The sequence below is a fragment of the Providencia rettgeri genome, from assembly GCF_041075285.1.
Lineage (GTDB): Bacteria > Pseudomonadota > Gammaproteobacteria > Enterobacterales > Enterobacteriaceae > Providencia > Providencia rettgeri_G.
In genome coordinates this window covers 326985-342130 of record NZ_CP163512.1, presented here as the reverse complement: position 1 = coordinate 342130, position 15146 = coordinate 326985, and the positions used below count along the sequence as shown (strand labels likewise).

Sequence of the window (15146 nt, the reverse complement as noted above, 5' to 3'; positions counted from 1 at the left end):
TTTATATATACTTTTATTGATAAAGGATATTCAATAAGATAACAAGTTAATATTTATACTAATTTGCTTTTCATTCATATTTGGACAATATTTGAATTACTATTTAATACTTTTCAGAGTGATGATAAATAAAACAATATACATGTAGTATAATAAGTGTAAGGGTTTATTATGAGCAAAAGCAATGTCGAACTCTCCCGCAGACACTTTCTAAAATGTGCCGTTATTGCTGGGATTTCAGTATATCTCGCCCCTTTGTATAGCCGCGCTTTTGACGTGCTATTTGAGGAAAAAATCCTTCAACCTGCGGATTGGAACCCCGTTGATAAACGAATCAAATTCCGTATTGATGCCTTTTCTAAAGTACAAGGTGAGAAAGTTTTCGCCAGAGATATTCGTGCTCGGGATATTCCTCACTGGCCTAAGCAGCAAGGTCACGCATTTTTACTCAGAGTGACTCAGGCAGATAAAATTTATCAAGGTTTTAATCTTGAAAGGCTCAGTGATGGTCTAATGCCAGATCGTATTGTCACTGCTCGTGATCTGGAGAAAGACGGCGTCGCCTTCCCTGAATTTTACGGTGAAGACCTACTTCTTCCTGAAGGAAAAACCCCCGCTTATTTAGGTCAAGCCGTAGCCCTACTTATTTACCATGACTTTGCAAAATTCCGTTTTGCCAAAGAAACACTTAAATTTCATGATGATATTATTCAATATGGCGCATTCACTGGACCATTAGAACGTGACCCTTGGGGCACCTATCGTGGCGTGCGTATTGGTAGCGAAAACCCTTACGACCCTGATATTTACTCCAGCATGAAAGATATGCCTATTTCGCCCATCGGAATGAAAAAACACCTTCCCGTATGGCCAGAAGGTCGTGAGGGGGGAAAATTGGATGAAGAAGGGATGTTTTTTGCCGATGCGCTGGCAAAACAATTGGAAAACCCACCTGATGATTGGTTGGTGATTAAGCGCAAATATTTCTCTCAATCCATTGATACTTCTGCATTAGAACCAGACAACGCCAATGGTTGGTATGATGAAAAGACCCAATCATTCCACCTCGTGATCCCAACGCAATCACCCCAAGAAGTTGCCGCATCGTTACCTGAAATGTTGGCAAAATCAACATTTCCAATTAAGCAAATTTTCCTACACCCTTGTTTTACAGTAGGTTATGGTTCGAAAGATCACAGCCCATTCCCTTATTATGGCGCAATGGCTACGCTATATGGCAACGGCGTACCTATTCGTCTCGCAAATGACCGCTACGAGCAATTCCAGTCCAGCCTCAAACGCCATGCCTTCGACATGGATTACACATTAGCTGTCAATAAAAAAACACATAAAATTGAAGCACTAAGCGCCTCATTCATTGGCGATGGCGGCGGTCGCTGCAACTTTACCCCCTCCGTTGTGATGGTGGGAGCCACGGGGGCACAGGCTATTTACTATATTCCTCGGAGTGATCTCTACGCTGTGGGAATTGCATCACGGGCGGTAGATGCAGGCTCTGCCCGAGGTTATGGCACACTCCAAGCCATGGCGGCGACAGATATGTTAATGGAAGAAGCCGCCAAGTTACTCAAGGCTGATCCCATTGAGTTTAGATTGAAAAACTTAATTAAATCCGGGATGAAAAATACCCAAGGCGCAATCCCAGCCGGTGCTATCCGTGCTGATGAAGTCTTAACACGTTGTGCTGCGCACCCGATGTGGACAGAAAGAGCCAAACGTAAAGCCGATTATGAAGCCCAAAATAGCGGGAAATTATTTGGTACGGGTATTTCCTGTGTGCAAAAAGACTTTGGGACGGGGGCTGAATCCTCATTTGCCCGAGTTGAGCTCACTCGTGAAGGTAAAATTGCGATTTACCACAGTGGCGCTGAAATGGGCACAGGGATGTCCACCTCTCAAGCCGTGGTTTGTGCCAAATGGCTCGGAAAACCTGCTGAGCTCGCCCACTTTTCCGTCACTGATTGGTCAATGTTACCGATGATATCAACGGGCAACCCATTTGCCATGTCACAGGAAGAACAAAACCGTTTAGCACAAAACCCACTTTGGACCCCCAATTATTGTTCTCCATCAAGTGCCAGTAACTCCGCATACTATTTTACACACAGTACAGAAGAAGCTGCACGGTTAGTATTCGAATACGGCTTGTGGCCAGCTGCAATGTCAATTTGGCAAGAAGGCATTGGTGGAGGGCAAGCAGCACCATTAGTCGTACGTCGCGAAGACGCCCGCTGGGTCGCTGAAGGGTTGACTGCTGATGGGTTAGAAGTGCTTAGTTTACCGCGGTTAATCGAGCGCACATTTGAAATGGGCGGTTTAACTGGCGCTGTTAGCCACGTATTTAACCGTTGGCAATGGGCTGAAGCTGATTTTCATATTCAAGGAGAAATGCGCCGTTTACCGGTAGACGGGCTCGCTTTACGTTTTGCCGAAAATGATTACCAAGTTTACCATCGTGAAAAAGCCTATTACCCTGATACACAAAGAAACAATGCGGGTGTAACCTACTACAGCGCGGTGGCAACTGTCACAGAATTGTCCATCGATAAAGCGACAGGACACGTGGAATTACTCAACCACCACTCGGTTGTGGAGTGCGGTAACCTCATTGTTCCGCAACTGGTATCGGGGCAAATCCAAGGTGGTCTGGCTATGGGTATCGGCCATGCCCTCCATGAATATTTACCGCTGTATGAAGACGGCCCTGGTAATGGAACATGGAACTTCAACCGTTACCATCTTCCCCTCGCCAGTGACGTTGCTGTTTGGCAACAGACCAGTGAAATTCTGCCAGGGCTCTCAGAAACCGACCCGCCCAAAGGGGTTGCTGAGGTTGTGATGATCCCTGTGGTTTCATCTATCGTCAATGCTATCGCTGATGCGACTGGTCACCATTTCTTGCACCTGCCTGTGCGCGCTAAAGATATTCTAGAGGTATTATCATGAGCTTAAACTACCTTCCGCTGACTTTAACCATTAATGGTCAATCTTATGGACCGATGGACATACCTGAAGGCCTCATGATGATTGATTTTCTTCATGAATATGTCGATTTAACCGGTTCGCGTCTTGGTTGTGGTCAAGGTATTTGCCACGCCTGCGTTGTGATCTTAGACCACCCTTCAGGCACCAGTGAAGAAATCCGCACCTGCATTACTGGCGCTCACTTTTTTAACAACAAAAGTATTCGCACTATCGAAGGTGCTGCCACCAAAGAAGAAAATGGGGATGTTAAATTATCCCCCGTGCAACAAGCCTTTATCGAAAACTTTAGTTTCCAATGTGGCTATTGCACCCCCGGATTTGTCAATGCCGCTACCATTTTTATTGAAGAGCTTCAGCGTAATCCGATTAAAGAGGAAGAGTTGGAAGAAGCCATTAAACAAGCGTTGAATAACCATATTTGTCGTTGTACCGGTTATGTTCGTTACTACCAAGCGGTACGTGAGGTTGTTCTTGCAACTCCGGGGCTTATCAAGGAGGCAATCAAATGATCAAAAAAATCATTTTATGGCTTATCGCAATTATCATTGTCGTTTGGGCAGTGCTTTATTGGTATGAAAGCCGTACACTTGACGGCCCTGTACAAAAAGTCACAGCCACACCTCAAGAAATTGAACGGGGGCGATACCTCACCCTTGCCAGTGACTGTGCAGCCTGCCATACCAGCACCAACGGCGCGCCACTTGCGGGCGGTTTCCCCCTTGATACACCTTTTGGGATCATTTACAGCAGTAACCTAACCCCTTCTGCCGATTTCGGGATTGGTCGTTGGACAAAAGATGATTTTTATAAAGCGCTGACTCAAGGGATCTCACCGCCAAGTAAGCACCTTTATCCTGCGATGCCTTATACCTCTTATAAAGGGATAACGCGGGAAGATTCTGATGCCATTTACAGTTATCTGATGAGCCGCCCTGCTGTGGATGTCGCCCCCCCTGAAAATTCACTCCCTTTCCCGCTAAACCAACGTATGGCGATGATTGGTTGGAATTTACTATTTTTCAATGACAAACCGCTTCCTGATGTCTCTCAAGGCAGTTCCCCTGAATGGTTGCGTGGAAAATATTTAGTTAACGTATTGGAACACTGCGCAGAATGCCACACACCAAGGGGCAAATTGGGTGAAATGGATTTAGATAACTTTATGAAAGGAGGGGCATTAGGACGCTTTATTGCGCCGGATATTACGCCACAAGCGCTGGCGGCAAGAGGCTGGACGAAAGCCGATTTACAGCAATTTTTTATGACTGGCATCGCCCCACAAGGCTCAGCCTACAGTGATATGCACCCAGTGATCTACCTCAGTTCACAACACTTAACCCCTGAAGATAATAGCGCAATCGCCACTTACCTGATGGGTGATAACCCTCCGGCAACATTACCCTTAAAAATGGGTGAAGGTAACGCCCAAGGTCGCCAAGTGTATTTAGAAACATGCTCAGGTTGTCATTCATATGACGGTAGTGGTAAACCCAATGTCGCTGTTGCGATGAAAGGCAATTCGACATTACGAAATGCAGATAGCACCAATCTGATCAACACCATCTTGGATGGGTTACCAGAGCAACAATTTCCGAATAACCAAAGCCTACAGAGTATGCCAGGCTTCGCCAATAAACTGAGCGACCAACAAATCAGTGAACTCGTCAATTTCTTGCGCGTGGAATGGGGTGGGCAACCTGCCGATGTGACACCAGAGCACATCAAAGCCTTACGCCAATAACCCTTGAAAAAGCCAGACTGATCATATTTGTTAATCAGTCTGGTTTTTTCATTTCATTAATTCGTCAAAAATAGAATTGTTATATATTAAATTATACATCCCTTTTATTTAACGATAATTAAAACCCTATTAATCCTCTTAATAAACCTTAATCTTAAGTAGCGATTTTATTCGAAATTGTCTCATTAAGATGACTTTATCAAAATTATTCACTTTCTTGTATAAACCCCTTTACTCATTTGTCATAACCCTTTATAGATACCCATACTATTTATGTAACTTATTGAGTAATCAGATATTAATCATCTAAATATGATTTGATTTATTCGTCATAAAATAATCTTACATTTAATTAGATAAGCACATTTTTTATCACTGCCTCTAATGTAAATCCCCCTAATAATAAAATTTAGGAGTGCATAATGACGGGACATATTTCTAGACGTAATTTTATTAAATTAGGCACCATCGCAGGAATTGCCGTCATGGTGGGGAAACTTCCCTTTGCCCTTGCGGTTGAGCTAGACTCAGACTCAGCAAAAACTGATTGGATTGGGCAAAATGGTAAAGCACGCTTTCGTTGGGATGGCGTTGAAAAAGTCACAGGTAGAAAAAACTTTGCCCGAGACTACCGAGCCAAAGATATTCCCGGCTGGCCGAAAAAACAAAGTTATGCCTTTATGTTAAAAGCCACTGACGCTGAGAAAACATTCGAAGGCATTGATATTTCAATATTAGGGCCAAACTTGCAACCAGATAGAGTTGTTTTGCAAGAAGACCTGATCCGTGACGGCCTAAATATTCCTCAAGATACGGGAATGGGTAAAGGATTTTACGGTACCAATGTGCTAGTTCCATTAGGGGAAACAGCCCCGATTATTGGCCACCCCGTTGCAATTTTAATTTATCAAGACTTCGATAAATACAGTGCGGCTCAGCGTATGTTACGCTTTGCGACAAACACAGTGAAATACGGGGCCGTCACAGGTCCTAAACCGCCAGCCAACTATGGCGCAGCGCGTTATGTGCGGATCGGTGGTGAAACACCACTTTCCCCTTCAATCTTCTCTCCTTACCAAGATTCAGGGATCAAAGGCGGTTTTGATGGCAACACACCTGTTTGGCCTCCTTATGACCCCAAACATGCCATCACCGTTCCACCCGTTATCCGCAAAGATCGTGGCGGTGGCTTTATCCAAGCCCTACATCAAGCCGAACAACATCCTGATAAGCAAGAAAGAGCCATGGACTACGCGCGGCAAATTGAGCAAGAAATTGCCGCTGCGCGCCAAAACCCAGATAAATTTGTCCTTGAGCGCCACGGTTTTTCCCAATCCATCGATCCTTGTGCCATGGAGCCTGATAACTGCAACACGTGGTATGATGCACAAACAAAAACCCTACACATTTTGACGGCAACGCAATCTCCCGCAGGCGTAGTCAATGCCGCAGCTGAATTATCGAAGAATAATAAAAACTTTTCTGTTGAAAACATCATTTTATTGACAGGTTCCACTGTCGGTTATGGTTCAAAGGATTATTCGGTTTTTCCATTCTATGCATTGGTTGCCAGTTTCTATGCGGACGGACTCCCTGTTCGCATGGCTAATGACCGTTATGAACAATTCCAAATGGGTATGAAGCGCCATTCCATTGAGATGGACGTAACCATTATTGGTGATAAAAAAACGGGTAAATTCGATATATTAAAAGGCACGTATAACTGTAATGGTGGGGGTCGTGAAAATTTATCCGTTGCGGTTTCCCATGTTGCAGTGCGCGGGGCGCAGTCGATTTACTATTTTCCAAAATCCGATTTAACTGCACTCGCCATGGCAACACCTGCTGTGGAAGCCGGTTCGATGCGCGGTTTTGGTTCGTTACAATCCATGGCGATAACCGAATTGATGGTGGATGAAATCGCCCACAACCTAAATATCGACCCGATCGAATTGCGCCGTCGTAATGCCATTTTAGAAGGCTACCCCAATACTCAAGGCGGTGTCATTGCAGGTGATCCGCGTAATGTGGAAATGCTAAATCTCGCCGAAAAACACCCAATATGGGTCGAACGAGAGAAAAACAAGGCCGAATATGAGGCTAAAAATCCCGGGAAACTTTACGGCGTTGGCTTTGCACAAGTTCAACAGGTGTATGGCTCTAGTGGTGTTCCCACCATCCTTTCCCTTGAATTTGATGCCGATGGCAAACTGACCATGCGCCACTGTATGCAAGAAATTGGCACAGGAGGAACCACTGCCCAACAGGTCATGGTATGGCAAGCTCTGAGTAAAGCCCCTGATGTCGTGGAATTTGGTGTCACAGAGTTTGCTGAACTCCCGTTAAAAACCAGTTGGGCAGATCAGAAAAAACAAGATGAATTGGCCAAAAATGATCCTTATTGGACACCAGCGCTGATCCCAGATATGAGCTCATCCAGTGGGGTTTACTATATCGGTTTTGGCACACGTCAAGCAGGGCGTTTCTTACTGGAAAACACCTTATGGCCTGCGGCAAAAAGTATTTGGAGTGAAGGTCCTGGAGGCGGTGCATTCAATGGCTTAAATGTTGAGTTTTCAGATATTCGTGTTGGTCCTGACGGTATCGGTGGTGGCGGTATGAAACCTATTCCATTCAATATATTAGCCAAACGCGCCCATGAAATGGGGTTGATCACCGGGATCGCCGTCCATGGCTATTCCAGTTGGCAATGGGCACGCGCTGATTTTGATATTCCAACCGTAGGGTTAAAAAACTTGCCTCTCGATGCCATATCCATACGTTACGGTGATGGTGCACCTAATGAATTGAAGAAACAGATGACAACGGGCGGTTATCACTTTATCAAACGTAAAATGGCTTATTACCCACCAACCCAGCGTGCTAAAGCGGATCCAACCACAGTGACTCCTGCATGTTGCTTAGTTGAACTCAACGTCAATACTATGACGGGAGAAGTGGAGGTTATGCGCCATCATATGATTATGGATCCCGGTACGATGATCGTCCCTGAATTGGTTTCAGGACAAATTCAAGGGGGAACAGCAATGGGTATCGGACATGCATTAATGGAAGAACTTCCGCTGTATGGCGATGGCCCGGGTAATGGTACATGGAACTTTAACCGCTATGTTCTGCCGCGTGCAAAAGACGTAGCTGTTTGGCAGCAAACTATCGATTATTTACCGCCGCTGTCTGAAACTTCACCGCCAAAAGGCATGGCAGAATTGGGGATGATCCCTATCCTACCCGCCACCAGCAATGCCCTCACCCACGCGACGGGGAAACGTTTTTATGAATTCCCTATTACGGTAGATAAAATTAAAAAGGCCCTCTCATGAATATCAAAAATGCCGTTCCGATTATTGAGCGCAAGCCATTAACCCTGACCATCAACGGTCAAAAAGTTGGCCCTATTGATGTCCCTGTTGGGATGCCAATGATTGAGTTTCTTCATGAATATCTCGACCTGACAGGCACTCACTTTGGTTGCGGTCAAGGGATCTGCCACGCCTGTACCATTATGGAAATTCAACCCGATGGCACCACTGTTGAAAGTCGCACCTGTATTTTCGGCGCACATTATTTTAATCACAAAAATATCGTCACTATCGAGGGGCAGGCAAAGGTTGATGAACAAGGCAAAATTGTCGAATTAACACCTATTCAACAAGCGTTTATTGAAAATTTTTCATTTCAATGTGGCTACTGTGCGCCGGGCTTTGTTACAGGAGCAACCGTATTCATCAATAAACTCAAGAAAAACCCTGTCAAACGGGCCTTTCTTGAACAAGCTATTGAGGATGCACTAAATGAACATATTTGCCGCTGCACAGGCTATGTGCGTTACTACGAAGCTGTGAGAAAAGTCGCCTTAGACACTCCTGGCTGTGTGATTGATTAGGGAGAATGACGATGGCTAAATCTCGCTCCATACGTAAAACGCTCTATATCATCATCGCACTATTTATTGCGCTGATGCTTGCTATCCTGTTTGGTGCATTTCGTACTACCAGTATTGGCCCTGACTTAGATAAACCACTTACCTCTGAAGAGGTGGCACGATTATTACCCCGTGGGCAAGAACTGGCTATTGCAGGAGATTGCTTTGGTTGTCATTCCTTACCTGAAGGACCTCTGGCTGCGGGGGGCCGTGCTATCGGCACACCTTTTGGTACGATTTATTCCACCAATATTACCCCAGATAAACAATTTGGTATCGGCAACTATACCCGTGCCGATTTCCACCGTGCACTGAAAGATGGCATAGGCAAAGAGAGAGGCAATCTCTACCCTGCAATGCCATTTGTTTTCACACAGATGACCACGTCAGAAGATATAGATGCTCTGTATGCCTATGTAATGAGCCTGCCGCCAATGGCCGTTTCCAACAAAGAAAATACCGGGGTATTTGTTTTACCTGTCCGCCCTTTTATGAATTTTTGGACGCTACTCAATTTTCCGAAACAAAGTGCCCCACATGACCCGCAGCGCTCTGAACAGTGGAACCGAGGCGCATATATTGTGGAAGGACTCGCCCACTGCGGCGCTTGCCATTCACCACGTAACTTTATGATGGGCGTGGAGTTTTCCCGCTCATTACAAGGAGGAGAAGAAGCTGGTCTTGCGATCCCAGATATTACAGCCGAGGCATTGTCTAAACATGGTTACGATACTGCATCTTTAAGCCAATTTTTACTGACGGGTAACGCCCCCCAAGGCTCTGCGTTTGCTGATATGAGTACCGTAACCCATTTTTCCACCAGCCAAATGAAAAAAAGTGACGTGGATGACATGGCAATATATTTGATGACAGACAAGCAAGGAAATGTTCTTGGTGCCAAAACTCCACCCACTGCGTTGCCCGAAGCTAATGCTCAACCCACCACGGATATTGGTGCAACAATGGAAACGGGTCGTTTAATGTATATGTCCACCTGTGCAGGTTGCCACGGTATTACGGGTGAAGGCGTTCCAAATGGCATTCCAGCCCTAAAAGGCAATGCGATTTTAGCCATGGACAGCCCTGAAACCTTTATTAGTGTAGTGTTAACCGGTATTCCTACCACTACATTCCCTAACGGACAGCGCATGTACGCAATGCCGAGTTTCGCCGACGATTTAACCCCTCAAGAAATCGCCGATTTAGTTTCGTGGGCACGCGCCGAATGGGGTGGTCAAGGCAAACCCGTTACCGCACAGCAAGTTGAAAAACTAAAAAAAGCAATGTAATAACCCAAAAGCGCTTCTTAATAATAAAGAAGCGCTATCTCACAAATCAATAATACAGATACATCATCCCGCATATCCTTTGTTATTAATTAAGATTGTTGGTCTAATTTGTACATAATAATTATTATTTTCATCACAACCCGCTTTGGAGCGAAGGATTAGCGCACCTTCATCCTCAGTAATTATAATTTTTATTATGTTATTCAAATGTAATACAAGTAACTCCGTATCTTCTTGCTTCAATATCAGCGTAACGCAACCTTCATAAGCCGTAAAATAGAATAATAGACAAATATTGCCCTGTTTGAATTCATACCCAAATGTCAGCGCATCTTCAATATCTCGATGAATAGGCTCACTTTCGAAAAAACTTAAAAAATCAACTTCATCAGGAAATTCGATTATTCCCATATTATTCACCTCTTAGGTTTTCTCATGCTGCACCACCCCACTTAAGTTGTAATTTCCGTTTTTGGGACAAGTCCAAACCGCTTTTTAATCAAAGATAAATTGCCATTATAAAGAGTACTGCTATGCGTATTGCATTTATCATGGTATTACTTTGCTTGATTATTTGAAAATGCAATTTCATTTATGGTAAATAAACCTAATAATTTCATTATGTTAGAGGCTAGGTAGCAGGGCAATCTCGTTCCTTTTACAGTGGCCATATCCACAATCGCCTAGCCCCTGCTAAGCCCCAACTTTCTTCATGATCTTCACGCACATTAGCGCACAGTTGTAATTGCTCTGCTGTCACGTTATTTAAGCGACAACACCAATATTTATAGCTGCTTCGATGAACATTAAACACACCATATAACGTGCTAACACAATAGCTCTGGCTTAACTTTTTGATTAACGTGATTGTGCAATGATCCCGACATCACCAGCGCGGTAGCCTACCCAAAGCATCAGACGGAAAACATTTTTCACGACATTGGGGTAAGTAGAACTCGGCAACCACACTAAAAATGTCTTGAGTTCGTTATCGTCTAAATAACGAGTCCTTTGTTATTAGTTAATTAAGCAACATCGGCGCATTAGCTATCAGCCATGCTGGAAGCTACCCCCTATTCTACAAGAAGAGTGGCAAAACTTATGGGTAGCGAATGAGCCCAGATGGGAAAGTTTAAGTGAGGAAAATATTCATCAGCCAAGAGGGATTGGTGAGCAGCCTGACTTACCCCATAAAAACATGAAACCGTTGGTGCATGGGCTGCAAGAGCACGGAGGAGATTATTTGCGGTACTTAATTTATTGGGAAAGCCAGTGTTATAAATTGTAAATTTAACTTAAGCGTGAGATGCTATCTGAAATTATACTGACCGTCCCACAGCATTCATTTTTATTCGAACAAGGAAAGATGCAAAAATGGTAGGAAAAAACACGACATCGGCTGAAGAAACAACAGAGAATGCTTCTGAACAAAAGAAAGCAATCAAACGGTTGACTCGTGTATTTCCTGTTCCTAAAAACAAACAAGGGCAACTCTTTACTAAACTCGATGAGATTTTAGGGCATTTAAAAGGTGAAGCGACAGGTAGCTACCTACTGGGCCGTAATTACATGTGGCATAGCGGCATTCACATTACGAATACAACAACGCCTTGGTGTGCGCTCAGTTCGAATAAATTTGAAGAGCAATCTGCATTTCCGATTAAATACACTGGTGAGCAGCCTATCCAGTGTATGGCTGACGGAGAGATTGTTGCCTACCGCATAAATCAAGATTATATCCCAATACAATGGAATAGCATGACATTGCAACTGTCTGGCTCCTTTGTTTTAGTTCGTCATCAAGTGCAATTAGGCGAAGCGCAAAGCAGTGGATTGCGTTTTATACCTTATATATGCATTTAGCCCCTCACCAAGCCTATCAAAAATCGGGCTCACAGCTCTGGGATCTTAAAAATACATTAAATGCCTATTCTTCAGACTGGAAAGGAACGCCTAACCCAGCTCGTGAAGCCTCACTCCCCAGTGGCACGATAGTGGAGTGGGATAATCAAACCCGCATGACCGTAGAAGTGAACAGAGAAAAACGAGAATATGGACTTGTTACGCTGAAATCCAATGATGATACGGCTAAAAAATATTGGCTTTTAGTCGATAAAAATAATATTCAATTGAAAAAAGACGATATCACACCGTCTTGGTGGAAATCGGTGCTTTCCACACCAGCAAAGGAACACGCTCAATTTGATAAAGTGATGTGCCCTTCCTCGCCTATTCCCATTCGTGCAGGGGATAGCATTGGTCATATGGGATTTTATCAAGCCCCTAAAGAGCGCGGTTTTGAGTCTCGTTATCAAGTTCATATCGAATGCTTTAGTGATGATGATAATTTACCGTTATTTTTACAAAATCAAGAAGCTATCGATCGTGATATGCCCCGTTATCTAAAATGCTCTCCGGGTTTAATGCTCTGGACGAATAGTGTTAGTGAGCCTGATGTCTTTGTTCGGTCTGAACGTGTAACAACTCATGAATCGCTTTATACGTTGAGTAATCTAGACATCAAGCAAGATAAAGATAAAAACGAATACTATTACCTGCCTGAATACCTCGCGTATTTACCGAAACGTCCGAATTTCGGGGCACTCAGTGCAGAATCAAACAGTGTGAATAATTTTGGGGCATTGGGATACCAAGAGAGACAAAAGCGACAAGAAGAAGATAATAATCTCAAACAATATTCAAAATTACTCTCTCAGTATGATCTTTCTCAGCTAGGATTTAAAACAGTCATCAGTGAAACTAACACCTTTGATTATTTACCGGGTTTGGGGAAAACAGATGCCCCATTTATCTCATCCATTTTTAAAGAAATTATTGAAACAGCTGAACTTTCCTCAAGGCCTAATAAAGCGATTATCGCCTTTAACTATAAGCAATTACTCACACAAATGACCTCACCGAACACTACCAGCTATAACTCGAATGAATATCGTTATATGTTTCATCATCCCATGTTTGCTGGTGTCATTAATAAAACTATTGTAAAACATCATAGTGATTGGTATTACACGGCAAAAGATGCTATTTGGCAGCCCTTTTTACAATTTTTAGCGAAAGATGCTCCACAATGGAAAGCATACAGTGAAGAATTTATTGAAAGTATGACATGGATGCAAGAGGTCACAAAAGATAAATTAGCGCCCTCACTATGGCATATGCACCCACTGGTGTTTTTGGATGCGATAAATACTGAAAAAACGCATAATATTATTTTTCCTTTGCAAACTAAGCCATTAAATGACATTGATGGCGTTTATAAATATTATTACTGGCGAAATCGAAATAAGGGAAATCAGACGGTATTTGGCACCAATAGACCAAACAATAGAAAACATGCGGCGATTGATTTATATACTGCTCCTAATGCTCCTGTCCAAGCAATTTGCGATGGTAAAGTCTTTGAAGTCAGGAGTTTTTATTGCGAAACACACCAAATATCTGTACAGCATCATACAAAAGATGGTCGCTGTTTTATCATTCGTTATGGTGAAGTTAATCCAGAATCAATAGAAGTTAAAGTCGGTGATAACGTTAATCAAGGGGATATACTGGGTTATACCGGATATTTAATCAAAAATGGAAAACACCTTGAAGTGGTCAAAGGCAAAACTATCTATATGTTGCATTTTGAGTATTTTACTGATGGTGAAAATATCAAAACACCGTTGACAGAGATGCAAAGATTGCCTTATCAGCGACGTAAAGACAATGTTGACCCTATTGATATACTTATTGAGGGGTATGATTCTTCGTTTCTAGATAAAGAAAATGATAGATTAGATTTAAATAGTTTATCTTTATCTGAAAATGGTAAAGAATTTATAAAAAAATGGGAGTCAATGCAATTGAATGCATATAATGATTCTGAGGGATTTTGTACTATCGGTTATGGCCATTTAATTAGTAGAAATAAATGTGAAAACATGGTGTTAGATGATACGTTTGCCAATGGTATAACAGAGGAGAAAGCAGATGAATTATTTAATTCTGATTTAGTTAGATTCGAAAATGCAATAAAAAGAGATATAGCTGTAAAATTATTCCAGCATGAATATGATGCACTTGTTAGTCTTTTGTTTAATTGTGGTAGTAATTTTTTAAGAGATGGAAAAGCACCAAAATTACTTAGCTCTATAAATACGGAGGATTATGAATTGGCAGCGAAAGAATTTTTAGACATAACAAATAATGGAACTCTGGGATTAGTAAGGCGCAGGGAAGCTGAAAAAAATATTTTTTTACGAGGCGACTATAGCTTATGATTTTTATTAAAAATAAATTTTTTATAACTTTAGTTTTTTGTACTTTTGCTTTCTCTTGCAAATCTGAAACAATTATAAAAGAAAATGTTTTTTGGCGTTATTCACATTCATTCCATACTAATTTAGATAGTATGAATAATGAAACATCAAAAAACTATTTTGATTATTTTTTAAATGATAAATACATTACTATTGATAAAAAAAACATAAGTATAAATAATGATTGTGAGTTTATTTACTCTAAGGTTAAAAAAAAACCTATCTCATATTGGATGAGTAATAAAACACTGAGTTTTTATATGAATTTTTTTAATGACAAAAAAATAAAGATAGGGGATGAAATTGGTGTTTTTTATCCTGATAATCCGAATGATATTTGTGGTGAAAAATATGGTGATTTATTACTAATTGACAATAAATTAATAAACATAGCCTATGAAAAAATAGACGTTTATTCTCATGTTAATGAAAAGCCGGTTTTGGATTTTTGGTGTACGTCAGAGGATAATATTGAAGAATTCGAATTTAAATCTTATTGTTACTTTCCAGACAAAAATATTTTTGAAGCATATACCTACAATTATAATATAGCTATTAAAAATGGAGAAATATATCTATTAGATAAGATAAGCAATGGCAAAGATTTAAATAAAACATACGGAGATGGTCATATGGATCGCAGTGTTTTTGTTTCTTATAAGTGGGATGGAGTGAAAAAATTAACAATAGAACAAAAATTCCCGGGAGGGGATAAAGAAATTATTTTAGAAGAGAACAAAAATGATTTTAATGGGACGGTGATTACAACAATTGATCGTCCTGACTAAATTTATTATACAGTATTCCAGGGGGGGTTATTAGGGTGAGTTTATCTAAAAATACTC

General features: G+C 42.0%; 10 protein-coding genes. 9 read left to right on the top strand and 1 reads right to left on the bottom strand.

What is annotated here, in order from left to right; translation table 11 throughout:
* Positions 1–171: 171 nt before the first annotated feature.
* The 6 genes from AB6N04_RS01570 to AB6N04_RS01545 all read left to right on the top strand — a co-directional run bounded on the left by AB6N04_RS01570 (position 172) and on the right by AB6N04_RS01545 (position 9979).
* Complete coding sequence (locus AB6N04_RS01570) at positions 172–2967, top strand: xanthine dehydrogenase family protein molybdopterin-binding subunit (protein WP_369310174.1); 2796 nt, start codon at positions 172–174, stop codon at positions 2965–2967.
* Complete coding sequence (locus AB6N04_RS01565) at positions 2964–3515, top strand: (2Fe-2S)-binding protein (protein ID WP_369310173.1); 552 nt, start codon at positions 2964–2966, stop codon at positions 3513–3515. The genes AB6N04_RS01570 and AB6N04_RS01565 overlap by 4 nt, the downstream gene beginning before the upstream one ends.
* A complete protein-coding gene (locus AB6N04_RS01560) occupies positions 3512–4747 on the top strand; it encodes a cytochrome c (protein WP_369310172.1) in 1236 nt (411 codons plus the stop codon). Before AB6N04_RS01565 ends, AB6N04_RS01560 begins: the two co-directional genes overlap by 4 nt.
* Positions 4748–5169: 422 nt before the next feature.
* On the top strand, positions 5170–8088 hold the full coding sequence (locus AB6N04_RS01555) for a xanthine dehydrogenase family protein molybdopterin-binding subunit (RefSeq protein ID WP_369310171.1): 2919 nt from the start codon (positions 5170–5172) through the stop codon (positions 8086–8088).
* Positions 8085–8651, top strand: a complete 567-nt coding sequence (locus AB6N04_RS01550; protein WP_369310170.1) for a (2Fe-2S)-binding protein — start codon at positions 8085–8087, stop codon at positions 8649–8651. The genes AB6N04_RS01555 and AB6N04_RS01550 overlap by 4 nt, the downstream gene beginning before the upstream one ends.
* 11 nt (positions 8652–8662) lie before the next feature.
* Positions 8663–9979 carry a cytochrome c gene (locus tag AB6N04_RS01545; RefSeq protein ID WP_369310169.1) on the top strand — a complete coding sequence of 439 codons (1317 nt, stop codon included), beginning with the start codon at positions 8663–8665 and terminating at the stop codon, positions 9977–9979.
* Positions 9980–10042: 63 nt separating this feature from the next.
* On the opposite strand, the gene AB6N04_RS01540 is transcribed toward AB6N04_RS01545, so the two are convergent.
* A complete protein-coding gene (locus AB6N04_RS01540) occupies positions 10043–10390 on the bottom strand; it encodes a hypothetical protein (protein ID WP_369310168.1) in 348 nt (115 codons plus the stop codon).
* A gap of 963 nt (positions 10391–11353) precedes the next feature.
* On the opposite strand from AB6N04_RS01540, the gene AB6N04_RS01535 reads away from it, so the two are divergent.
* From AB6N04_RS01535 to AB6N04_RS01525, 3 genes are read left to right on the top strand one after another with little or no spacing between them, the layout of a single operon-like run.
* Positions 11354–11842, top strand: coding sequence for a hypothetical protein (locus AB6N04_RS01535; protein WP_369310167.1), 489 nt, complete (start codon positions 11354–11356; stop codon positions 11840–11842).
* The gene (locus AB6N04_RS01530) at positions 11833–14262 is read left to right on the top strand and encodes a peptidoglycan DD-metalloendopeptidase family protein (protein WP_369310166.1); all 2430 of its coding nucleotides are present in this window, start codon (positions 11833–11835) and stop codon (positions 14260–14262) included. Before AB6N04_RS01535 ends, AB6N04_RS01530 begins: the two co-directional genes overlap by 10 nt.
* Complete coding sequence (locus AB6N04_RS01525) at positions 14259–15089, top strand: hypothetical protein (RefSeq protein ID WP_369310165.1); 831 nt, start codon at positions 14259–14261, stop codon at positions 15087–15089. The genes AB6N04_RS01530 and AB6N04_RS01525 overlap by 4 nt, the downstream gene beginning before the upstream one ends.
* The last annotated feature ends 57 nt before the right edge of the window (positions 15090–15146 follow it).